This window comes from Falsiroseomonas sp. E2-1-a20, from assembly GCF_051433195.1.
Taxonomy (GTDB): domain Bacteria; phylum Pseudomonadota; class Alphaproteobacteria; order Acetobacterales; family Acetobacteraceae; genus Falsiroseomonas.
Genome location: NZ_JBHMFT010000008.1, coordinates 28,221 through 50,166, shown reverse-complemented (window position 1 = coordinate 50,166; position 21,946 = coordinate 28,221). Strand labels below are relative to the sequence as shown.

General features: G+C 69.4%; 22 protein-coding genes. 4 read left to right on the top strand and 18 right to left on the bottom strand.

From position 1 onward, the window contains the following. Positions 1 to 15: 15 nt before the first annotated feature. The gene (locus ACFHPP_RS12060) at positions 16 to 642 is read right to left on the bottom strand and encodes an aspartate/glutamate racemase family protein (protein WP_437163489.1); all 627 of its coding nucleotides are present in this window, start codon (positions 640 to 642) and stop codon (positions 16 to 18) included. A 28-nt stretch (positions 643 to 670) separates the two neighbouring features. Between ACFHPP_RS12060 and ACFHPP_RS12055 the strand changes: the two genes are divergently transcribed. Next, positions 671 to 1,468 (top strand): molybdate ABC transporter substrate-binding protein, encoded by a 798-nt coding sequence (locus tag ACFHPP_RS12055; RefSeq protein WP_437163488.1) that lies wholly within the window; start codon positions 671 to 673, stop codon positions 1,466 to 1,468. A 425-nt stretch (positions 1,469 to 1,893) separates the two neighbouring features. On the opposite strand, the gene ACFHPP_RS12050 is transcribed toward ACFHPP_RS12055, so the two are convergent. Beyond that, on the bottom strand, positions 1,894 to 2,811 hold the full coding sequence (locus ACFHPP_RS12050; RefSeq protein WP_437163487.1) for a LysR family transcriptional regulator: 918 nt from the start codon (positions 2,809 to 2,811) through the stop codon (positions 1,894 to 1,896). A 77-nt stretch (positions 2,812 to 2,888) separates the two neighbouring features. Between ACFHPP_RS12050 and ACFHPP_RS12045 the strand changes: the two genes are divergently transcribed. Continuing rightward, the gene (locus tag ACFHPP_RS12045) at positions 2,889 to 3,359 is read left to right on the top strand and encodes a luciferase domain-containing protein (RefSeq protein WP_437163486.1); all 471 of its coding nucleotides are present in this window, start codon (positions 2,889 to 2,891) and stop codon (positions 3,357 to 3,359) included. Positions 3,360 to 3,440: 81 nt separating this feature from the next. Here ACFHPP_RS12045 and ACFHPP_RS12040 read toward each other — a convergent pair whose 3' ends face one another. After that, positions 3,441 to 3,764 carry a hypothetical protein gene (locus ACFHPP_RS12040; RefSeq protein ID WP_437163485.1) on the bottom strand — a complete coding sequence of 108 codons (324 nt, stop codon included), beginning with the start codon at positions 3,762 to 3,764 and terminating at the stop codon, positions 3,441 to 3,443. Between the two features lie 561 nt (positions 3,765 to 4,325). Here ACFHPP_RS12040 and ACFHPP_RS12035 point away from each other — a divergent pair. Next, positions 4,326 to 5,447 (top strand): sensor histidine kinase, encoded by a 1,122-nt coding sequence (locus ACFHPP_RS12035; protein ID WP_437163484.1) that lies wholly within the window; start codon positions 4,326 to 4,328, stop codon positions 5,445 to 5,447. Positions 5,448 to 5,542: 95 nt separating this feature from the next. On the opposite strand, the gene ACFHPP_RS12030 is transcribed toward ACFHPP_RS12035, so the two are convergent. The 11 genes from ACFHPP_RS12030 to ACFHPP_RS11980 form a co-directional block, all read right to left on the bottom strand. Continuing rightward, complete coding sequence (locus ACFHPP_RS12030) at positions 5,543 to 6,577, bottom strand: D-2-hydroxyacid dehydrogenase (protein WP_437163483.1); 1,035 nt, start codon at positions 6,575 to 6,577, stop codon at positions 5,543 to 5,545. 111 nt (positions 6,578 to 6,688) lie between these two features. Continuing rightward, positions 6,689 to 8,224, bottom strand: a complete 1,536-nt coding sequence (locus ACFHPP_RS12025) for an ABC transporter substrate-binding protein (RefSeq protein ID WP_437163482.1) — start codon at positions 8,222 to 8,224, stop codon at positions 6,689 to 6,691. A 786-nt stretch (positions 8,225 to 9,010) separates the two neighbouring features. Further along, complete coding sequence (locus ACFHPP_RS12020) at positions 9,011 to 9,892, bottom strand: segregation and condensation protein A (protein ID WP_437163481.1); 882 nt, start codon at positions 9,890 to 9,892, stop codon at positions 9,011 to 9,013. Further along, positions 9,882 to 10,499, bottom strand: coding sequence for a hypothetical protein (locus ACFHPP_RS12015; RefSeq protein WP_437163480.1), 618 nt, complete (start codon positions 10,497 to 10,499; stop codon positions 9,882 to 9,884). The genes ACFHPP_RS12020 and ACFHPP_RS12015 overlap by 11 nt, the downstream gene beginning before the upstream one ends. Next, the gene (locus tag ACFHPP_RS12010) at positions 10,496 to 11,491 is read right to left on the bottom strand and encodes a tyrosine-type recombinase/integrase (RefSeq protein ID WP_437163479.1); all 996 of its coding nucleotides are present in this window, start codon (positions 11,489 to 11,491) and stop codon (positions 10,496 to 10,498) included. Before ACFHPP_RS12010 ends, ACFHPP_RS12015 begins: the two co-directional genes overlap by 4 nt. Further along, positions 11,488 to 11,880 (bottom strand): type II toxin-antitoxin system VapC family toxin, encoded by a 393-nt coding sequence (locus ACFHPP_RS12005; protein ID WP_437163478.1) that lies wholly within the window; start codon positions 11,878 to 11,880, stop codon positions 11,488 to 11,490. Before ACFHPP_RS12005 ends, ACFHPP_RS12010 begins: the two co-directional genes overlap by 4 nt. After that, a complete protein-coding gene (locus ACFHPP_RS12000) occupies positions 11,877 to 12,119 on the bottom strand; it encodes a type II toxin-antitoxin system Phd/YefM family antitoxin (protein ID WP_437163477.1) in 243 nt (80 codons plus the stop codon). The genes ACFHPP_RS12005 and ACFHPP_RS12000 overlap by 4 nt, the downstream gene beginning before the upstream one ends. A 667-nt stretch (positions 12,120 to 12,786) precedes the next feature. After that, on the bottom strand, positions 12,787 to 13,944 hold the full coding sequence (locus tag ACFHPP_RS11995; protein ID WP_437163476.1) for a ParB/RepB/Spo0J family partition protein: 1,158 nt from the start codon (positions 13,942 to 13,944) through the stop codon (positions 12,787 to 12,789). Then, entirely contained in the window at positions 13,941 to 15,098 is a 1,158-nt protein-coding gene (locus tag ACFHPP_RS11990) for an AAA family ATPase (RefSeq protein WP_437163475.1), read from the bottom strand. Before ACFHPP_RS11990 ends, ACFHPP_RS11995 begins: the two co-directional genes overlap by 4 nt. Positions 15,099 to 16,097: 999 nt before the next feature. Beyond that, positions 16,098 to 16,448 (bottom strand): hypothetical protein, encoded by a 351-nt coding sequence (locus ACFHPP_RS11985; RefSeq protein WP_437163474.1) that lies wholly within the window; start codon positions 16,446 to 16,448, stop codon positions 16,098 to 16,100. Between the two features lie 263 nt (positions 16,449 to 16,711). Then, entirely contained in the window at positions 16,712 to 17,719 is a 1,008-nt protein-coding gene (locus ACFHPP_RS11980; protein WP_437163473.1) for an NAD/NADP octopine/nopaline dehydrogenase family protein, read from the bottom strand. A gap of 126 nt (positions 17,720 to 17,845) precedes the next feature. Between ACFHPP_RS11980 and ACFHPP_RS11975 the strand changes: the two genes are divergently transcribed. Continuing rightward, complete coding sequence (locus tag ACFHPP_RS11975; RefSeq protein ID WP_437163472.1) at positions 17,846 to 18,823, top strand: Bug family tripartite tricarboxylate transporter substrate binding protein; 978 nt, start codon at positions 17,846 to 17,848, stop codon at positions 18,821 to 18,823. Positions 18,824 to 18,901: 78 nt separating this feature from the next. Here ACFHPP_RS11975 and ACFHPP_RS11970 read toward each other — a convergent pair whose 3' ends face one another. The 4 genes from ACFHPP_RS11970 to ACFHPP_RS11955 all read right to left on the bottom strand — a co-directional run bounded on the left by ACFHPP_RS11970 (position 18,902) and on the right by ACFHPP_RS11955 (position 21,940). Then, positions 18,902 to 19,471, bottom strand: coding sequence for a peroxidase-related enzyme (locus ACFHPP_RS11970; protein ID WP_437163471.1), 570 nt, complete (start codon positions 19,469 to 19,471; stop codon positions 18,902 to 18,904). After that, entirely contained in the window at positions 19,468 to 19,929 is a 462-nt protein-coding gene (locus ACFHPP_RS11965) for a CMD domain-containing protein (RefSeq protein WP_437163470.1), read from the bottom strand. The genes ACFHPP_RS11970 and ACFHPP_RS11965 overlap by 4 nt, the downstream gene beginning before the upstream one ends. 14 nt (positions 19,930 to 19,943) lie before the next feature. After that, positions 19,944 to 21,383, bottom strand: coding sequence for an NAD(P)-binding domain-containing protein (locus tag ACFHPP_RS11960; RefSeq protein WP_437163469.1), 1,440 nt, complete (start codon positions 21,381 to 21,383; stop codon positions 19,944 to 19,946). 206 nt (positions 21,384 to 21,589) lie between these two features. Next, on the bottom strand, positions 21,590 to 21,940 hold the full coding sequence (locus tag ACFHPP_RS11955; RefSeq protein WP_437163468.1) for a cytochrome C oxidase subunit IV family protein: 351 nt from the start codon (positions 21,938 to 21,940) through the stop codon (positions 21,590 to 21,592). Positions 21,941 to 21,946 lie beyond the last annotated feature (6 nt).

Here is a 21,946-nt window from a genome sequence, read left to right as displayed (position 1 = left end):
TGACCGGCGGACCCGTCAGCTTCCCGCGCGGGCCTCGATCATCTCCCGCATGCGCAGCACCGCCGCATCGGGCGCCGTCAGCACCGGGACGTCCACCACCCTGCGGACCGCCGCCGCGGCGCGGGAGGTTGAGAAGTGGGCGAGCATGATGGCGTCGTACCCGGCAAGCTCCGGCGCGCGCTCGGCGACCAGGCGGTTGTGTGAATCCGCGTCGCCCTTCTTCAGCAGGTCCATGGCATCCGCCACCAGCACGGTGGTCAGGCTCGCCGGCCGGCCGCTGCGGGCGACGAATTCATCGAATTCCTCCGTCATCGTGCCGACTGATGGCCCGAAGGTCGCCAGCATGCCGACGCGTCCGCCCTGGGCGATCGCCGCCTGGAACATCGCCTCGTTCGGCTTGAGCACCGGGATGGGAAGCGCCTCGATCATGCGGTCGATCGCCGGGCCGAAGGCGGAGCAGGTCACCAGGATGCCATCCGCGCCCATGCGGTGGCCATAGGTTCCGAAGGCGACGAAACGCTCGATCATCGCCTCGGTCAGCTCCGATTCGCGCGCACGGTCGAGGGAGAGGCCATCATCCAGCAGGTTGACCGTTTCCGCCTCCGGCCAGCGTTCGGCAAAGGCGGACTGGATCGGCTGCATGGCGACGGGAGTTGCGTGAAGGAGCACGATGCGGCAGGGCATGGGAGGACCTTGTTGCTGGCAGACCGCCGGGCGGGTACCGGGTCAGACTATACCCATCGGAGGAGATGCAGAACCCATGGCCAATCTATCGGGCGCGACGCTTCGGATCCTGTCCGGGCTCGCCGTACGCGGTGCCTTCGAGGGCGGCATCGTGTCTGACTACGAAGCGAACACCGGCAACAGGGTGGTGGTCGACTGGGTGCCGACCACGCTGATCATGACCAAGGTCGCCGCCGGTGAGCAGGCCGACATTCTCGTGCTGATCAAGGCCTCGATGGATGAGCTGGTCGAGCAGGGCAAGGTCGATCCGGCGACACGGGTGGAGGTGGCGCATTCCCGCCTCGGTCTTGCCGTGGCAGGTGGTGCGCCGCATCCGGCAATCGAAACGGTGGAGGCGTTCAAGGCGGCCCTGCTGCAGGCACGCTCCGTCGCCTATTCGCGCGCGGGGGCCAGTGGCATCCACCTCGAGACGGTGATCGACCGCCTTGGCATCGCCGATGCCGTGCGCAGCCGTGCCACGGTGATTCCGGCCGGATTCACCGCCGAGAAGCTGGTGACCGGGGAGGCGGATCTTGCCGTGCAGCAGGTGAGTGAGTTGATGGTCGTCCCCGGCATCGAGGTGGTCGGGAAGTTCCCGGAGGAGTTGCAACAGGTTTCCTCGTTCTCCGCCGCGATGATGACGCAGTCGCCGAACCGCGCCGCTGCGGAGGCATTCCTCAGGGCGCTGAACGGAGAACGAGCGAAGGCCGCCTATTTGGCGAGTGGGGTCGATCCCGCGACCTGACAATCCAGGCTCGTCGCAGGACAGGTTGCAGCGCCTTGGCCGCCGACCTGGAGGCGCAAGGGCCGGCGCTGTCACCCGCGTCCTGGAACGCCGCCTCGGCCGCTGTTGCTCCGCGCTGCCGTGGCAGCAGGTCGCGCCGCGCGATCTGCTGCGTCTCCGCCTCCGTGCAGCCGCTGAGGTCGATGATCTCCATGCGGTCGCGATGACGACCACGCGGCGGAAGGATCCCCCCTGGATTCCGCGGCCCATGTTGTCGGTCTCGTCCAGCATCATCACGCCGTCGCGTGGGCCCGCCTTGGGGATCGCCTGGATGATGGTGCCGGTCAGCGAGCCGACATAGGTGCGGCGATGCCAGCGGACCCCGTCGTCCAGGAGGTGGGCGCCTTGTTGAACGCCGAACCTCCATTCGACAGGCCGTAGGCCGCTCAGAAGTTCCCGGAAGCCGCCAGGCGGGCGATGGCATCGACCGCGTCGCGCACGGCCGGGACGGCGGTGGCGGCCCGCCGGAACAGGGCTGTGGCAGGCAGGGCTGCCGGCTGCCAGCTGGGCAGCGGCTCGACCAGCGTTCCCGCCCGCAGTTCCACCTTCACCAGGAACCGCGGCAACAGGGCGAGGCCCAGCCCGGCCAGCGCGGCACGGCGCAGCCCGCCCGCATCGTTGATGCAAGCCACCGCGGCGGGTTCGATTGTGGCGAGGGCGCCGCCGGGGCCCTGCAGCATCCAACGCAGCGGCCCCTGCCGCGGGGCGAGGGCCGCGAAGGCCGCCAGATCTGCAGGCTGCGTCGGCGGCGTCCGTCCTGCCAGCAAGGCCGGGGAGGCCACCACCGCCCGGGCCACCAGGCAAAGCCGCCGGCCGGCAAGGGCACTGTCGTCCAGCTCCCCCATCCGGATGGCGAGGTCCAGACCGTCAATCTCGAAATCCGCCCGCCTGTCCTCCAGACGCAGGTCGAGGCGCAATGCCGGATGCCGGGCGGCGAGGTCGAGCAATGCAGGTTCCACGACTGCCACGCCGAAAGCCTGTGGCGCCGAGACGACGAGGGGGCCGCGCAGCGCTCCGTCGCGTGGCGCCGCATGAGCGATTGCAGCATCCAGCCCCTCGAAGCCGCCACGGCAGGCCTCGGCAAGCGCGGCGCCCTCCGCCGTCAGCGAAACGCCCCGGCTCGTCCGCCGGAGCAGCGGCGTGCCGAGGTCGGCTTCGAACTCGGCGATGCGACGGCTGAGGGTGCTCTTCGGCATCCGGGAGGCGCGGGCGGCCGCCCCGAAGCCATCATGCGCGGCGACGCGCAGGAACAGGGCGAGCGCCTCGTAGTCCGGCAGCTTCGTCCCGTATTTGGGATGCACCATCCCGTAATCATGCTCTCCCCATCCCGAATACGCAACGCCATCTTCCGGTCGGAACGAACCTCTGACTGGAGATCACCATGTCCCTCCCCCTTCGCGTCAGCCCCCGGCCGCGGACCACGCTCACCAACCCGCATAGCCAGCTCGACCAGCAGCCGGACCGATCCGTGATCGAGGGCCTGATGGAGCGTCTGCGCGCCATGCCGGGCGTGGAGGTGGCGCCGAGCCACCGCGCGCCGCCGCGCACCCTCGGCTTCCACCTGCCCGCCGCCGCCGCGGGCGGGCCGGAGGAGGCGTTCCTGCTCGGACGCGAATTTGCCCATGTGCATCCGGGTGCGGATGGCAGCCTGCACCTGACGCTGCCGCCGGGCCTGCGGGAGGATGCCATGCGCGCCGGCTGGGCGGAGCCCCACCCGCTGGCGGGCGTTCCGACCGTGTCGCGCCAGATCGTGATGGTCTACGCCCCGCGCGACGCCGCTGAGGTTGGTGTGGTGGCAGACCTGGTGGACGCCTCGCGCCGCTACGCAGCCGGGGAGGCCCTGCGCTCCTGACCGCTGGCGGCCACGCGGAGGCTGCCGCGAGCGGGGCGGAAAGCGATCAGCACCCGGACTGCGCTGTGGAGTGGCCCGCCTTCAAGCCGGACAAGCGGCTTGGATGGTGTGCAGCACCATCAGCAGCCAGATCGTCGAGCCGTAGGCGCTGTCGTACCAGCGCACGTTGAGGTGCATCAGCTCGAGCACGCGGATGCCGATCAGCAGCGGGCCGATCGCCGTCATCAGCAGCATCCCGCGGCGCATGGCGGGGAGGTCCCGTACCTCCGCCCGCTTCGCCAGCCGGCGGTTTGGCCATTCGCTGGCCAGCAGCACCAGGATGAAGGCCAGGCCGAAGGCCACGTCGGGCGGCGGCGTGCCGGCGAGCGTCCAGCCCGCGCCCTGCGTGGCGAGGCAGAGCGGCACGACGGCAGCGAGGGCGAAACCCGTGGTCGCCGGCGGGATCGAGCGCGGATTGCGGCCCGCCGCCGCAGGCGGCTGCCAGCAGGAGCAGCGCCGGGCTCGCAACCGTCCGCAGGGCGCGCCTCATCCCCCCGCTCCTGGCTCGCGCTTCTGGTCCAGCTCCTGGCGCCGCCGCATCGGGGGGCGTTGCGTTCCAGGTCCCGGACATAGGCGGTGACCTGCCAGAGCGTTTCGCCCGGCATGCGCGCCGCATGACCATGCGTGTCCTGCACTTCGGCAATGGCGCCGCAGACCTGGTCGAAGCGGTTGCCATGGCGCCAGCGCCCATCGGCGAGGTTCAGCGCCGCGTCAGCCTGGGCCCTTTTCTCGATCAAGCCCGCAAGCTCGCTGCCCCCGCAGCCGGCCGTTCAGGCCGGTGTAGCGGAGCCTTTCCGCTAGGTCTCGCCGCAAGCCCTTTCAGCCTGGCGGCATGACCCGCCTGTCGATTGCTGCCCTGTCCGTCTACGTCTATTCAGTTCGGCTGCCTCAGATTCACGACCTTGCCGATCACCTTGGGGGCTTCCCATGACAGCCGACGACGACATGACCCGGCCGCTGAACGAGCTGTTCAGCAGTCCGAACCTCGCCGCGGCGCTCGACAGCGATCGGTTCAAGCAGTTTCTCGACAACATTCCCTTCGCGATCGCCGTGGCCGAGTTGCAGCCACGGGAGCGTGTCACCTATGCCAATCTTGAATTCGAGCGGCTGTCCAAGCTGCGGCCGGATGAGCTGTTGGGTCGCCCCTGGAGCGACATGAAGGCTATCGCCAGTGCCACGGATGACGACCGGCAGCTCAGCGACGCGATCACGGCAGGTGAGGACCATATCGGCATCTTCCGCATGGTGTCGGGCGGGGAAGAGGACGGAACCGCCCTCGACGCCTGGTCGAACATCATCCACGACGAGAATGGCGCTGCCCTGTTTCGGCTCGTGGCGCTGGCCGCAGTCAACCCGCAGAGCCGGAGCAACCTCGAAGCCTTTGAGAAGCGCGTCCAGGAAAAGGACGTACTGCTGCGCGAACTGCAACATCGCGTAAAGAACAACCTCCAGATGATCACCGCGCTGATCCGGCTGGAGAGCCGGAATGCGCCGGATGATGAAACCGGGGCGTCCTTCAGTCGCCTGGCCGGCCGGGTCAGCGCGCTGGCGCTGCTCTATCGCTCGCTTGCTCCAGACAAGACCGGTGAGAGCGTGGATCTGGGGACATATCTCAGCCAGGTCGCCTCCGCCGTTATGCAGGCGCATGCCGTGGAAGGGATTCGGCTGGACCTCAAGGTCGATAGCTGGCCGGTCTCGATCAATGTGGCGATGCCGGCCGGGCTCGTGGTGAACGAGGTACTGACGAATGCGCTGAAGCATGCCTTCGTCGGACGCGCCGGCGGCACGATCACGCTGCACAGCCTGGTTGATCCCGAGGGCTGCAAGGTCTTGATTGCCGATGATGGTGTCGGCCTGCCGGCAGGTACCAGTTGGCCCACCTCGGGGCGGCTCGGCGCCCTGATCGTGCAGTCGCTGCGGCACAATGCCGGGGCCCGGCTGCATGTCAGCTCCTCGCCCGAGAGCGGCCTGCAGGTGACCCTCCGCTTCTTGCGCGCAGATGCGGCGCCGGACATGGCCGAAGGTGATGGCAGGCCACCTTCCGGCTGAATTCCTGGTCCTTTCGCGCGGAGGGACAGGCGGCCCAAGCGGGTGCAGCCACGGCGCAAGTCCGGACGCGCCCCCGACGAACGGGATCACCTCATTTAGTACATCAGCGCCTTGTCCAACACGTTCCGCATGTCGGCCTGCCGGCCATCCAACCAGCACTCCAGGTTGTGCAGGAATATCTCAACGATCCGTTCGTTCTCCTCGAGCACCGTGCTGGCGGAATGCGGGCTGATCAGGACGTTCGGCAGGTCCCAGAGGGGGCTGTCCGATGGCAGCGGCTCCACCAGGGTCACATCCAGCGCAGCGAAGCCGATATGGCCGGTCCGCAGCGCGCCGATCAGCGCGTCTTCGTCGACGATCTGGCCGCGGGCGATGTTCACAAAGGCAATGCCGGGGCGCATCGCCGCAATCGCCGCCGCGTCGATCACGCGCTCCGTCTCCGGCGTATGCGGCACCGTCAGCAGCACCGCATCGGCCCGACCGAGCGCCGCGTGCAGGGCGCCTGGCGGGACGATCTCATCGAACAGGTCATCATGCGCGCGAGCCTTCGACGGCTCGCGGGCGATGGCGATCACATGCATGTCCAACGCCTTGGCGAGGCGCGCCGAGCCGCGCGCCAGGTCGCCGGCGCCCAGGATCACCAGGGTACGGCCCGCCACCGGCGGCTGGCAGTAACGCTCCCAGCGATGCGCCCGCTGCTCCGCCTGCAGGTGGGACAGGCCGCGCCAATGGCTGAGCAATGACATGAAGACGAACTCGGCCAGCGGCTGCGCGTGCGATCCGCGGGCCGTGGTCACCAGCACGTCGCGGTCGTGCAGGCCCAGCCGCCGGACGTGCTGGCCGACGCCGGTGCTGGTGGCCTGGATCCAACGCAGCCCATCCATCTTCGCGAGATCCTGCGCCTTTGGAATATCCCAGGATACGGTTGCGCGCCGGATCAGCGCATCCCAGCGCTGCGCCTGCTCCGCATCACGCTGGAATGGAGCTCCGCCATGGTCGTTCCGGTATCGGGTCGGCGGCAGCAGGCCTGGCTCGAACAGCACCTCCAGCCGCTTCGGATCCATGGCGCGTATGCGCGCCACATGTTCCTCCTCCAACGGGGAGGAGATCAGGATGGTGGTTCGCTGCACGCTCAGGCCTCGCGGGAAATGAACCCTGAGGATGCAGGCGCGCGCGGCACGCTGGCAACCTGCATCGGGCCGGCGCCATGCTTCCGCGTCGGCACCCGCGCTCGCCGAGGGTCAGCGCGGCGTGATCGTGACCGCCTGCACCTCCTCGTCCGCTCGCGGCCGGAAGGCCAGCCTGGCCTGCCCTGCATTCACCGACCGCAGCAGTGCGACGCCGATGATCAGGCTTTCATCCACGGTGTGCTGCACCAGGCTGCGAAGCTGGCGCGCGCGCTCCGCGTCATCCAGCGTCGCGCGGGCACGCTGGATGAGCGCATCCGTCTCCGGCCTGCCAAGCCCGGTGAAGTTCAGCGACCCGAGCCCCGGCACCGTGCCCACGGAATGCAGCTGTGAGCCGAGCAGATAGGACGTCTCGCCCGTCAGGGACCCGAAGACGGTGACGAAGGCGCCGTAGTCCCGCCGGTTGCGGCGGGTCAGGAAGGTTGCCTGCGGCACCACCTCGACCGTGGTGCGGATACCGATGCGCGTCCAGGCCGCGGCGATCGCCTGGCAGATTCGCGGCGTACGACTCGGCGAGCAGAACAGGTTCAGCCCGAAGCCCTGTGGGAACCCCGCCTCCGCCAGCAGGGCCCTTGCCCCATTGAGGTCCTGGCTCGGCACGGTTCGGTCCGGGATGGCGCCAAAGATGAAGGGCGGCACGGGCTGGTCGATGGAATCGGCGTGGCCCTCCATGATCTGCCGCGCGATGCCGTCGCGGTTCAGCGCCAGCGACATGGCGCGCCGCACCCGGACATCGCGCATCGGATTCTGGCCGTCCGCTTCCACGCCCGGAGGGTTCGGACGCTCCACATCCAGGTAGATGTTGACCGCGTAGATGGACGGGCTGGCGAACAGCGCGACGCGGCGATCGGAGGCGATGCGCGACGCGTCCTGCAGCGGGACGTTGTTGATGAACTCGACATCTCCGGCGAGCAGGGCCGCGACGCGGGCCGTGTCGTTCGGGATCGGCATCATGCTGACCGTCTCCCACGGCACCGCGCCGCCCCACCAGGATTCGTTGCGCCGCAGCACCAGCGGGGCGTTGGTGGACCAGCTTGCCAGGCGAAACGGGCCGGTGCCGATCGCGGCCTCGCCGGAGTTGAATTCCGGATTGTCCTTCTGCGCCACGGATCGCGGCACGATGAAGATCTGCGTCAGGTTGGTCGGCAGGGCTGGCAGCGGCCCGGCAGTGCGGATGTTGAAGGTCAGATCATCGACCGGTTCCACGGCCGTCACGCCGGAGAGGTAGATCGTATAGGGGTTGGGGTTGCCCGGCACGTTCGGCACCCGCTGGAACGAGGCTACGACATCGGCCGAGGTCAGCGGCGCGCCGTCGTGGAAACGCACGTTGGGACGCAGCTTGAACTCCCAGGTGGTGTCGTTCACCACGCGCCAGGATTCGGCCAAGCCCGGACGAAGGCGCATCTGGTCGTCGCGGGCCACCAGCGTGTCGTAGATGTTCCTCAGGGCGCCAGTATTCGCCAGGTTCAGGAGCCAGTGCGGGTCCAGCGTGCTGGGCGGCGCCTGGATCCCGATGCGCAGATTTTGCGCCATGGCCGGACTGCTCAGCAACAGGCAAAGCCCGATTACAAAGCGCTGCATGAAGCTCATGGCAAATTTCCTTCAGGCGAGCCGAAGCCCAAGCATGTCGTCGGCTACATGGCGAGGATGCCACCGTGCTCCACGACGCGTGTCCGTGGAAGTGAGCAGAGGCCGGAAGGCCAGGGCCATCTTGTCCATGTCCATCGAAGCTCGAAGACCTCAGCCGGAAACGGAAGCGGCTTAGCGGCGGCGCCGAAAAGGCCCGCCCCCGGCAGTGGCAGCGTGGCAAGCGAGCGCCTTGACCGGGAATGCGAAGGCCAGGCCGCGCGCAATCCCGGGGTTGAGGTCTTCTGACACGGCCCGCAGCGCGCCAAGGCGACGTGCGGCCGAACTGGGCGGCCATGACGGCAGTGGTGAGGGCCAGAAGTCCACAGGGACGCCGCCTGGCGCTGCCGGTTGCCGAAATCCGCGATGGCATTGCCTCTGTCGGTAGCTTTGCTGCCTTGCGGCCGGTCCAGATTCTCGGACTTGCCGATCTACCTCAGTTTCCGGGCTTCTCCGCCGTCGCGGAACGGGAGGACCGCCTGACCCTGGCCTTCCTGGACCAGTGCGCGCGCATGATTGTCCAGCCCGACGCAGGTGTTCACCCAATGTCTGCGCGACCCGCCCTTCACAGCAGGGCTGCCTCCGCAGGATTAGGTACGGTATCGCAACGCATGCGAGAGGCACCGGCATTGTCCTCTTTGCAGGACCTGAAGACCTCGAAGGTGCTGTTCCGCGGAAGTTGGGCGTGTTGGCCCGCGAGGCGTGGCTGAAGCTTGTCCGCGTGCGGCGGGTTCACTCGGCATTGGCACGTCACGCCACTTCGGCATCTGTCGATGGTACGACGTGGCGCGAGGTCCCGGCGTTCGGTGGTCCGGGTGCCCCAATTCCTGATCCGCTCGCGGCACCATGAAGGCGAATCTCTTGGAAAGCATTCGTCTGTTCAAGGGTGAGCACGCTGTCACGGCCAAGTTCCAGCGCAGCCACAAGCGTGCTGGCCAGAGCCGCCCGCTGCTGCAGGGGCGTGCGCGCCCTGTTGCCGCTGCGCGGGACGAAGTGGGCGAGCGGCGCGCCCTGCCCGGGCAGCGTGGCCAGCATGCCGCGGATCCTCGCCAGCGCGTCCGGCACGCGCCAGAGCGGCGGCGGGTTCGGCCGGTAGACGCGCTGGCGCATCGGCAGGGCGATCAGCCGCAGGCAGGCGCGCAGCAGCTCGGTGATGTCGGCAAGCGGCATCGGCTGCGGCTCCGGTGCCGGCGCCCCCTGCCCGAAGATCTCCCGGCCCAGCTGCGGCCGCCGCTCGAGCCAGCTCGCCATCGCGTGCACCGCCGCGCGGTCGGCCAGCCGCCGCCGCAGCGCGGCCGCCTCCGCCTGCGCCGCGCGGTCCGCCTCCGATCCCGGTGGCAGCAGTAGCCGCGAGCGGAGCAGCAGCAGCCAGGCGGCCATGACCATCCAGTCTGCCATTTGCGACAGCGGCACCCGCCGGCCCGCGATGGCGCGCTCCACCGCCGCGCCGAAGGCCTCGGCCAGTTCCACGACGGAGATGGCAGCGAGGTCGACCCGCTGCGCCCGGGCCAGCTCGAGCAGCAGGTCGAGCGGGCCCTCATAGGTGCCAAGCCGCAACTCCGGCGCGCCGGAGTTGTCCAGCTCGCCGTGCCGGAGCGCGTCGAGGAGCAAGGCGCCGTCGTCAGGGGCCATCGTAGAGTGGCCGCAGGTCGAGGCGCAGGCCTGGCCAGCGGGCGCGCAGCGCCAGCAGCGCCGGCCAGGGGGTCCAGTCAGCGGACCAGAACCCGGCCCAGAACAGGCCCGGGTCGCGCCGGCGCGCGCCGCCCCGCCCGCCGATCGGCAGCTCCACCGGGCCGCGCAGCGCCTCGGTCGTGCCCCAGTGCGACCAGAGCCAGGTGCGGCTGTCGCGGTGGTCCGGTCCGAGCCGCAGCAGGCGGTCAGGCACCGGCAGCAGCCGGTGCAGGTCGAGCGGGCAGGCCTGGCTCTGCGGCGCCCGCTCCGCCACCAGCCGGCCCCGCGCCTCCACCGCATCGCGGAGCTGGCCGGCGAGGATCCGCGCGCCCTCCAGGCTGATGGTGCGGCGGGCCGGTGGCGGCGGGGCGAGCAGCATATGGAACCAGCGCTCGGCCGCGTCGCCGTGGTCATGGGTCCAGGGGATCACCCCCGCACCGGCGGCAGCGGCCCGGAACAGCGCCACCGTCTCCGGCGCGCCCGTGACCCGGAGGTGGTGGTAGAGCCAGTCCGTGTCGGCAGGTGCTCCGGGCTCGGCCGCCCCCTCCCCGGCGTGTGCCGCGCTCAAAGGTCAAGCAGCCTGGTGGCGCTCTCCGTCACCAGCTTCGCGCGCCGGACATAGCCACGCATGGTCTTGAGGTCGCGGTGGCGGGTGTGGTCCATCACCTGCTCGTCGCGGGCGCCGGCCATGTAGGCCTCGGTGACGAAGCCAGCGCGCAGCCCGTGCGGCGACAGGCGCTCGCCGCTCTCCGCGGTGATGCGGGCGGCGGCGGCCCGCTTCAGGAGGATGGCGCGCACGGCATCGCCGCCCAGCGCCCGGTGCTCGATGGTGCCCCAGCGGTCGATCTTGCGAAACACCGGGCCATAGCGGCAGTCGGAGATCTCGAGCCAGGCCTCGAGGGCGCGCACCGGGCAGGTCTCCGGGCGCTTGCCGCGGGTGATGCCGAGCTCGACCCCCCTGCCCTCTCCGTCGGTCTTGGAGGTGGGGATCAGCAGCCGCAGCCCCGCCTCGGTGAAGCGCAGATGTTCACGCTCGACCGCGACCAGTTCGGAGCGGCGCAGCGCCCCGGCAAAGCCCAGCAGCAGCAGCGCCCGGTCGCGCAGGCCGGCGAGGTCGCCACCGCAGGCGGCGACGAGCTTCTTCAGCTCGGCCGAGGTCAGCGCGGCCGCCTGGCGCCTGCGACTGCCATGGGTTCGGAAGATGCCGCGCAGCGTGGTGCGGATGGCGGGATGGCCGGCGGACCAGTCGAGCCCGCGCAGCCGATGGGCATGGCCGATGGCGGCGAGCCGGCGCTCGAGGGCGGAGCGGCCATAGAGCGGCGCCTGGGCGGCGAGATAGGCGGCGACGGCCGCTGGCTCAGCCGGCAGCGGCGCGCAGCCGGCCGCCTGGCACCAGGCGGTGAAGTGGGCCCAGTCGGTCGCGTAGGCGCGCAGCGTCTCGGGCGCCAGGGCGTCGCGGGCATAGGCCTTCGCCGCGGCGAGGGCCTCCGTCGCAACGGCGGTCGGCATCGGGGCGATGGCGGGCTCCCGGACCGCCACGGAGGCCGGCGCCTCACTCATCGCGCCGGCTCCACCCCGAAGAGGCGGGCGCCATAGGCGGACAGGACGGCATCGGTGCTGACCAGGGTGAGGTCCTCCACCCGCGCCTGCGCGACGAGCATGCGGTCAAACGGGTCACCGTGGTGCCGCGGCAGGGCACCGGCGGCGACCCCGTGGGCGGCCCGGATCGGCAGGTGCTCCATCCCGGCCCGCTCGAGGATCGCGTCGATCCGCTCGAGCGGGAAACGCAGCCGCCCGAGCGCGGCCTTGATGGAGATTTCCCAGACGGAGGCCGCGCTGACCAGGACCTCGTTGCCGGGTGCCGCGACGGCAGCCGCGACAGCCGCGGGCAGGCGCGCGGTGTCGGTGACGGCCCAGATGAGGATCTGAGTGTCGAGGAGCAGCCTCACGGATCCTTGCCATCGAAAGCGCTCGCCAGATCGTCGGGGAGCGGCGCGTCGAAGTCGGGCCCGACCCAGACCTCGTCGCCGAGGAAGCCGAGCTCGCGCGGCTGGGTCCGAACCGCCAGCGGCACCAGGCGGGCCAGCGGGCGGCCGCCCTTGGCGATGATGATCTCCTCGCCGGCGGCGGCGCGGTCGACGAGGCGGGAGAGCTGGGTTTTGGCTTCGTAGAGGTTGACCTGGGACATGCGCGGCCTCCTGACCAACGTTGGTCTTACCGATCCAGTACCGCGCCTGGTCAGCCCTGGTCAACGAATGAAGCCCCTACTCCGGCCGGCTGGACTCTGGCGGAGAACCGCCATTACGGCAAGCTCGTTATCACACGCGGTAAGAGGGCTTACCGCGGGTGATGATTCTACTGATCTACGGCGGCTTCGTGCGCGTCGGGCGGCCTGTTGGCAGAATCCCCGCACCTGGACGTATCCGAGCCCGAGCGCCGGGCCTCACGGACGGACCTTTGCGTCTCCAGGACCTGGCTCCGTAACGATTGGTCGCAAGTCGGCTCTGGGTGGCCGACAGCCATGATTCAGGAACGGAACCTGGCGCCAACGCGGGAACGAGGCGCCATCAACTGACCTTTGGTCAGGGAAGGAGGTGCGGGACCACGTCCGGGCGACACGCGGGTAGCCAGCGGCGGCGCGAACCGGTTTGCAATCATGCCGGCAGGATGCAGATTGACAGAGCGCAGCTTCCCGCGCTCGCGAAGGCCGCGCGATCACGCAGCACCGCAGGGCGCCGGCTCGCAACAGCGGAGGCCGGCGGATGTCTACCTCGGCGTCCAGCGGCCCTGGCCCGGGGCGGGCGGACCAATGCCGTACTGCCTGCGACTGCTCGCCCGGCCGGCGCAACAGCGGCTCAGGACGGCCGCTGACTGGCCCTCTCCACCTCCTCAACGAGGTCACCAATCCGATCCGCGAGGGCCTGGACGACATCCTCGCCAACCGAGGTCGCGAAGCGGAACACCCACTGTCCGCCATTTCGCGTGAGCGTGCCGACACGCCGGCCGCGGTGCACGACGTGCCGGCGTTCCGGAAGTGCTGCCCGAATACCGGGGCGATCCCCTGCCCTGCCTTCTGCCGCACGCACCAGCACCTCGACCTGCTCCTCCGGATCAGGTGTGGTTCCTCGGCCTTCGGCGGCGCGCGCATGGGCGTCGATGGCGTCGACGATCCGCCGAAGCGCCTGGGCGTCCGCTTCCAACGCTTCCATCACGCGTCTGGCGCGCAGAACCGACAGGCGGCGTGGCTCACGCAGGCGGCCGACGATCTCATCCGGAAACCGCGCAAGCCGGAGGTAGAGGCTCAGCGTCGATGGATCCAGGCCGAATTGCGCCGCGACGTCCTTGGACGGCAGGGCGAGCTTTGCCCGCACCGCCGCAAACCATCGCGCCCGCTCCAGCGCGGAGATGTCCTCGCGGCGCTCGTTCTCGGAGAACTGCACGCGGAGCATCGCCGGGTCGTCCAGCCCGCGGACCCGCGCAAGCACCGGCCGGTCGAGGCGCCGGCAGGCTTCCAGGCGGCGGCGCCCTGCGGCCACCTCGAAGCTGAGGCCATTTTCGGAGCGCCGGACGGTGATCGCGTCGTTCTGGCCATTCTCACGAATGTCGGCGAGCAGGTCCTCAAACTCGTCCCCCGAAAAGGCACCCGGCAAGCGGTCCCGGGGCAGTTCGTCCCGGATCTGCGAGGGATCAAGAAAGACGAATTCGTCGACCGCGTCGCCGGCCTTGGTCGCTGCCGACCTGGCTTGGCCGAGCGCACGCTCGAGGTCAGTGTTCCGGCCCGCCGCCTGGGCCAATTCTGCCTCCAGGCGGGTGACGCGCTCACGCAGGCCTTCGGCAAGGGCGCCAAGCGCCACGGCCGGCTTGTGGAGCCCGACGGCATTGGGCGTGCGGGAGTCCGATCTCCCGGCCGCCCGTTCCACGTCTGCACCCGCGGCTGGCAGCCCGCGCGAGGCAGTCGCCGCCTGGTCCTTCACCGCCTGCGCGAGGGCCCCGAACTTGGATCGTTGTGTCACGTCACGCCCTCCCCCGCGGCCACTGCCAATGTGGCCGCCCTGATCAACTCCTGTTCGATCGCCTTGTTCACCGCGTTGGCGCTCGCCAGCACCCGATTGTATGCGGCGCGGTCTGTCGTCGGCTCATACTCGTACAGGGTCTCCTTGCCGAACCCCGCCGTCCCCATCACGCGTGAGTTCAGGAAGGGGCTCGGCAGGACGGCATCACCGAACCGCTCCCGGAGCAACTCGAGCAGGGCTTCCTGGCTCCGATCGGACGGGTCGAACGCGCTGACCAGGATCCTGCTGAACACCAGATCGAGCCCCTTGCCGAACCCCGCTTGGTAATCCGCCACATATCCAGCCAGATGGCTGAAGAACTCCCCGGTCGAGGCCAGATCCGTCATCGTTGCGCGCGTCGGCACGATGATGCCGGTCGCCGCGTGGAGGGCCGCTGTCATCAGCATGTTCACGTCCGGCCGCGTATCGACCACGGCCAGGTCAAACTGGCCCACAACGGTCGCAAGGAAGGCTTCGAGTTCCTCAAAATATAGGGTGGCCTCCGGCTTACCCGAAGCCGCCCGACGGGACAGGCTCTCCTCGGCCTCTGCCAGAACGGCCCCAGCCGCGACCAAGTTGATGGTCGGCCAGTAGGTAGGTTGGCAAAGCGAGGCTCCGAGAACCGGCACACCAACATCCCGGCCGTGCGTCCACGCCGCAAAGCTGTTCTCCCGTTCGACCTCCGTTGCAGGATCCAGCCCGAACTGCGCGGTGGCGCTGCCCTGGCTGTCCAGGTCCACCACCAGAACGCGATAGCCAGCCAGCGCCATGTACTGCGCGAAGTGAACGCTGCTGGTTGTCTTTGCGGAACCACCTTTGAAATTGGTGAAAACCACCGTCGGGAGCCGCTGCCCGTTGCCACCCAACACGCGAGGCCCATTGAGCACCAATCTCGCCCGCTGAAGGTCCTCAAATGCAAGTCGCGGCGGCGCCGGACGACCAGGCACACCGACGGCGGCTCGCAAGACCTTCTGCGAAACCTCCAGCAGTGCCGCCGCCTCGGGCGCAGAGAAGGTGCGCAGGCGCTTGCGCTTATCGGGCGCATTTTCCATTTCGATCGCCGCGCGCTGAGTCGAACGCAGCACTTCTGCGATTTGGTGGAAAGTATCGGCCATGCGCATTGGTTGCCCTGACATGCCTGCTCCTGACTTCGGCCGCTGTGCCACCTTTCGCGGTGGCGCGGAAGACTCAGCTCGATGGAAAGAGGCTGATTCGCGGTTGCTGTTGCATGGATGCATCCAAATGGCTGGCACTGAAGCAATCCAAGTGCCCCCACACTTCGTCAGGTAGACGAAGACGAGGCGTGCCCCTCCCGAGACACCGCGAACGCCTCCAAGAAACCCCTACTGACCGTCTCAGCCGCTTGCGCGCCGCGATGCAGTTGGATGCATCCATGTCGCTCGATCATGGACTTCAGTCCAGTCCGCACGGCGGGAAGCATCCTTCCAAAACTTTCTTTCTATTCCTGCATTCCCTGACTTCCCTGCTCCGTGTGGTGGTTGCTGTTCAGGACAACATGGATGCATCCATGTTGTCCTGATTGTGCCGCCGCCCAATTGCGGCCAGTTCCCGCGCCGAAGAGGTGAATCATGGTTCGAACGCAATCTAGAGAATGAAAAAGGGCGTGGACAGCTTGGCGTGGTTTCCAAAGATTATTGCTCTCTGTGATCTGCAAACCCTTGCTGGCCTCGATGGCAAGCGACGGGGAGGGGCAGACCCTCGCCTATTTGCTGTTGCGGCAGCCTGCGGCTCGAGCATCTGGGCCGCTGCTGGCTCAACCGGAGTTGTGGCTCAAGTTCCTGAGATAAGGCGACCGTACCTACGCAATGCAGCCTCCTCTACAAATCTTCCGTTCCGATTGCCAGTGACCCGCTGGGCGCCGGGTGGAAACAGCCGTCCCGAGAGGCCCGTCATGTGTCGCTTCGACCCAAAATGGCTGATGGGCTGCGTGGCCTCGATGCGGCTTGACCTCCAGCGGCACAGTAAGCTGCGTTCAGCGAGCCAGATCCTGCCCCGCCAGCGCCCCGAACTGTGTAGGTCTCGCGCCATCCTCCCAGTTGCGGTAATCAGGATTTCACCAAATCCGTCTCCAACGTCTGCATGAACCCTGAAGGTCAGCGCTCGCCGGCCGGCGCCGGTGGGGCCGCGGGGGCAGCAAGGCCAGTCCACATCGAAGCCTCGAAATCCATGACGCGGGCCCTGATCATTGTTGGTACATTAGCGATGGCCAGGAAGCGCGTCTCGGTGCGCATGCCGGTGCTGGCGTAGGGCAGGGGCTGTGGCCGGCGCCTGCGCGGTTCACGCAGCGTGCCCACGTCGACCACCGGCCGGTCAGGCGCCACCAGCAGCGCCACTTGGCGGTTCGACCGGTGCAGGATGGGCGCGAGGTCGACGATCGGGTTGTAGGATAGCCGGCAGCCTACAGCCCCGAGATGGTCAATTGTCAAATGGTGGTGGGCCAACATGTGGTGCCATCAGGTGCAGCGCACGCCACGGACTCCGCCCGAGGCTTTCCGCCCGCACCGGCCCGGTTCTCGACCTCGCCATTCTGGCTGTCGGTCTGCGGCGCCTCCCGCACGAAAGCCGTGCCACCACGTCCTGGCTGCCGCCGGCTGCAAAGGGCACAACACGCGTCTCGAGTAGACTGCGACGGGTGGCTTGCAGGTCGTCAATTCGGCTGGATCGACGGAAGCCGTGCCGCCTGCACGCCCGCGGAGTACCAGCCCCGTTACTTTATGCGCGGCCCGCCTGATGCGCAGCGGCCGACGCCGTCGCGCAGCATCGCCTCCAGATACCGCCCAGCCAGCGGCGCCAGCAGCGCGTTGCCCCGCAGGTCGCGGTGCCAAAGCGTCTCCAGCAGCGTCACAGTCGCCTCCGTCCCCGGCATCGCGATGCCACAGCCCCCGGCGAGCCACAGGTAGAAGGCCAAGCCATCCGGCACGTCCTCCGTCACGTAGCGCGTTTCCATACTGGGCGGGCCGGCGACAACGCGGCCGGTCGCGGCGACCGCCTGGCCCATCTCGTGCAGCGGCCCCCGGGGGACGCTGGCGCGATGCAGGGACTCCGCCAGGGCGGCACCTCCAGCCCGAAGGCGGCAGGAAGCCTCGGTCATCAACTCGTACTGCGACCAGGCCTCGCCACGCTCGATCCGCGTGGCGTTGGCCAGCGCGGGCTGCAGGATATTCGGCGCCCTGGGATAGCCGCGGCCGAACAGCGCCGTCGCCAGCACCGCAATCTCCGCCGCCGTGCTGGACGGCACGGCGGCCACATCCACCGCGGCACGAATGCCGGGGATGCGCACCCGGTCCGGTGCGATGCGACACGCCGTCATCGGCGTGGTCGCCATCGCCCCGACCAGCGCGCGCGGGCCCAGCGACCCTCGCATCGTCTCGTAGGCCAGCGGCGCCAGCGCGGCGGCCGGCGCCATCGAAAGCAGCAGGCTGCGTGGCGCCGCCGCCGCGATACGCGGCAGCAGGTCGGCCAGCGCATAGGCGGGCACGGTGAGCAGGGCGACCTCCGCGCCCTGAAGCGCCGCCGCCAGCCCGTGGGCGACACGCACCGGCACGGTACGGTCCAGCGCCCCCTCCGCGGTCAGCGTTCCGGCAATGCCCGCCGTGCCACGGCCGGAGGGCGACCACAGTGCCACGTCATGCCCGCGCGACGCGGCCAGGATGGCTTCGGCCGGACCGATGGCGTCGGCGCCGAGCACGCGCATCCGCACGGGGTTTTGGTCCATCCAGGCATGTCATCCATCCATCCGCCGCATGGCGCAGCCTCGCACCCGCTGGCCGGGGCGGGAAGCGCTTGCGGCTTGCTCCGGCAGCGGGATCGCCTAGGCTTCCGGCAACGGAGGATTGGAGACATGACGATTTCCCGCCGCATCCTGCTGGCCAGCTCCGCCCTGGCCATGGCGGCGCCAGCCAGGGCTCAGGGCGATTGGCCATCGCGCACCATCCGCATCATCGTGCCCGCCCCCGGTGGCGCCGGCACCGCGGACAATCTGGCCCGCATCTTCGCCCAGGAGATGGAGAAGCGCCTGCCGCAGCGCGTGATCATCGAGAACCGGGGAGGCGCCGCCGGCAATGTCGGTGCCACCGCGGCGGCCCGCGCGGCGCCGGATGGCTACACCATCCTGTGGACCTGGGCCGGCACCATGGCGACGAACCCGGCCATGTACAGCGACATGCCGTTCGACCCGCAGCGCGACTTCGTGCCGGTGGTGCTGCTCGGCAGCGTGCCGAACATCCTGATCGTCAACAACGACTTCCTGGCGCAGAGCCTTGCTGAGTTCACCGCCTACGCCAAGGCAAATCCGGGCGCCATCAACCACGGCACCACCGGCAACGGCTCCTCCATGCACCTGGCGGCGGAGTTGTACGGGCAGCGCAGCGGCACGCGGTTGACCCATGTGCCCTATGCCGCGCCGGCAGCGGCGACCACGGACCTGATCGCCGGGCGCATCCAGGCGATGTTCAACCTGGTCACCGGCGCCCAGCCGCTGGTCACCGGCGGCCGCGCGCGAGCCCTGGCGGTGGTGTCGCCCAATCGCGTGCCGCAGTTGCCGGACGTGCCGACGGCGGCCGAACTCGGGATGCCCGGCCTGGCCTTCGGCACCTGGTTCTGCCTGATGCTGCCGCGCGGGGCGGATACGACGATCGTGTCGCGGCTAAATGCGCTGGCCAACGATATCCTGGGCGACCCCGAGGCGCGGCGCCGCCTGGAAGGTGCCGGCATGGCGTTGGACGGCGGCGGCGCGCCGGAGCGCCTGGCGCAATATCTGCGCGAGGAAATGGCCAGCCACGCCGAACTGGTGCGCATCTCCGGCGCGAAGGTGAACTGAGGTACCCGCAAGAGCCCTCTCCCCCCGGATGGGGGCAGAGGGTTGGGTGAGGGGGCCGGGCGCTGCCGACCCGCCTTGTCAGCCCCGCGGCAGCAGCGGATCGCCCAGCGTCAGCATCAGCCGGTTGGCATTGGCGAACATTGCGACGGAGTGGATCAGGTCGAGAATCTCCAACTCATCCAGCCCCGCCGCGCGCAGCGGGGCCAGATGCGCGGACGTCACCTGTCCCGGCGCACGCGTCAGCGCCTCCGTGAAATCGGCGATCGCCTTCCGGCGCGGGTCCGACTCACCCGCCCAGCCCTCGTCCAGCAGGCGCTGCATCGCCGGCTCGTCCTCGGTCAACTCGACGAAGCGCCTGGCATGGACGGAGGTGCAGAAGACGCAGCCATTCACCATCGAGACGACCGCCGTCGACAGCTCCCGGTCCGCGCGCGGCAGGCCGCCTTCGGCGTACATGACGATGTTGAACAGCGCGCCGCGCTCGCCAAGCGAGCCCGGGTCATGCGCCAGCGTCAGGAAATAGGTCGAACGCCGCTGCGCCGGCGGGCAGGCTTCCAACGCGGCAAGCTGCGCCGGCGTCGCGCTCTCGGCCTTCACCGGGGCGAGGCGCGGGCGCCAGCCGACAGGCTTCAGCGTGAAGCGGCTCATAGCGTCGTCTCCTCCAGCATCGCGCGCAGCCCGGCGATGACGCGCACCTGGTAGGGCACGAAGGCGATGAGCTGCGTGGCCGCCACGATGTCGCGCGAGGACAGGCCAAGCGCCACCAGCCCGTCGATATCGTCGCGCGAGGTCTCCTCGGGCGCCGCCGCCACTGTGTCCGCGTAGCACAGCAGCGCAGCCAGCCGCGCATCATCCTCGGGAACACCACCGGCCGCATCCAGCAGGCCCTGGTAATGCGCGGCCAGCGCCGCATCGCCCTCCCGTCGCGCCACGCGCAGTGCCAGGGCGGCGCGGTCGGCCCGGCTCAGCCCGCCCGGATCCTCCGGCAGCAGCAATTCGCGATGCGCGCCCTCGGCATGGCGCAGCGCCTCCGGCCGCCGGCGGCGCAGTGCCCCCAGCTTGCTGTCCGGCGCGAGGCCGAGGAGGCTGTCGATGAGGTCGGGCAAGCCTGTCTCTCCTCTCACGACCGGTCGGGCCACTCGTCGCCCAGAAGCTCGGGCGTCTCATAGGCTTCCAGCGTGGCGTAGTGGATGTCGCGATCCTCAACGAAAAACGCACGCGCGATGCCCTGCGCCAGCCGCTGCGCCCCGGCACTGACGGCCGGGATATCACCCGAGAGCTTGCCGTGGCTCAGCGTCGCCGGATAGTTGAAGCAGTGCAGCCGGGCGAGGGCAGGGCAGGTGCCCGGCACCTTCTCCTGGAAGGCGAAGGCGGCGTCGAGGTCGGGCGAGGCCGAAAGCTCCTCGTTCTCCTCGCCCTTCGCAGGCTGGAAGCGGTCGCCCCAAAAGCGGATATAGGGCGCGAGCAACGCCAGTTCCGGGCGCGTCTCGAAGGCGACGCGGAAGCCGGTGGCGAAGATCAGGAAATCAAGCTCCAGCACCTTTGCGGGAGTCTCCAGCCGGATCACGCCGTCCTGCACCGTGAGATCCTGGACCGGGCTTGCCAGGTGTAGATGCGCGTGCGGATGGCGGGAGACGCGCAGGGTGCTGTCGCGCGGCGGTGGCGTCTGGCTGCGCAGCACCAGGTTCAGGAAGCGCCACTTCCAGTCGTCCGGCAGGCCGGCGAAACCATGCACCACGCCGGGGCTGCCGATGCCGGTGAACTTGTTCACCCACGGCAGCGCCGGTCGCCGTACCAGCAGGTCGAGCCGGGCGCAGCCGGCCTCCAGCGCCGCCGCAGCATTGTCCATGGCCGAGGCGCCAGCGCCGACGACGCCGACCCGCTTGCCGGCCAGGGCGGCGAAGTCGATGTCGTCGCGCGAATGCGCGCGCAGGGCAGGGGGCAGCAGGGCGGCGATCTCCGGCAGCCAGGCACTGCCCAGCCCATCGCGCCCGGTCGCCAGCACCACGCGGCGGCACGGGATGCGGCCGGCGCTGGTCTCCAGCGTGAACAACGCCTCCGTCTCCGGCCGGATCAGCGTGACCTCGACGCCGTTCTCGACCTCGATGCCCATGACGCGCCGGTACCAGACCAGGTAGTCCATCCACATGCCGCGCGGGATCTTCCCCATCGCGGCGAAGGCGGCCGGCCCGTGCTGCGCCTCGTGCCAGGCCCGGAAGGTCAGCGCCGGCAGGTCCAGCGCCGGTCCGGTGAGCGTCTTCGGGGAGCGCAGGGTTTCCATCCGCGCATAGGTCACCCAGGGGCCTTCCTGCCCCGCCGCCGCCCGGTCCAGCACGCGAATGTTGTCGATGCCGAGCAGGCGCAGCGCCACGGCGGCGACCAGCCCGCACATGCCGCCACCGATCACCACCACATCCGTGACGTCCTGCCCCGCATGGCGCCGCGGAGGCACCCAGGGCCTGGCCGGCAGTTCCAGCCAGCCAAGATCCTGGCGAAGGCGCGCCTCCAGCGCGTTGAGCCCAGCGGGGACGCCCGTGGGGGCGTTTGCGGCATCCAGCATGAAGCGGGTTCTAGCGCGGCGTTCCGGCGCAAGTCACGGGGCTGGCCGCACGGCAGTCAGACGGCGCCGAACAGCCAGGCCAGCACAACCGCGACCAGGATGCAGAGCGCAAGGCCAAGCCCGATGATGGCCCGGTTGCTGAGCCGCCGGACCGGCGGGGCGCGTGTCACGCGATCCTCCCGATCCTGACGACGTGCATTGCCATATCAGTCTCCCGTCCCGAGGAAGGTCCGACGCATCCACAGCGTGTAGTCGGATTCGATGAGCATCAGCGCGGCGAAGACCAGGACCGCAACCGGCGGCAGCAGGATGGCGTAGGCGAGCGCGAGCCGCTCCCACGCCATATGCATGAAGACGGCGACGATCAGCCCGGCCTTCAGGCCCATGAACAGCAGGATCAGCGTCCAGCGCAGCAGGCCCTGGAACTGGAAGTAATCCACCAGGTAGGAGAACAGGCTGAGGACGAACAGCCAGCCCCAGACCACAAGGTAGATGCGGACCGGGTGCTGCTGGCCTTCAGGAGTCGCCGCCGGTGTGGTGGCGTGGGTCGCCTCCATGGGTCG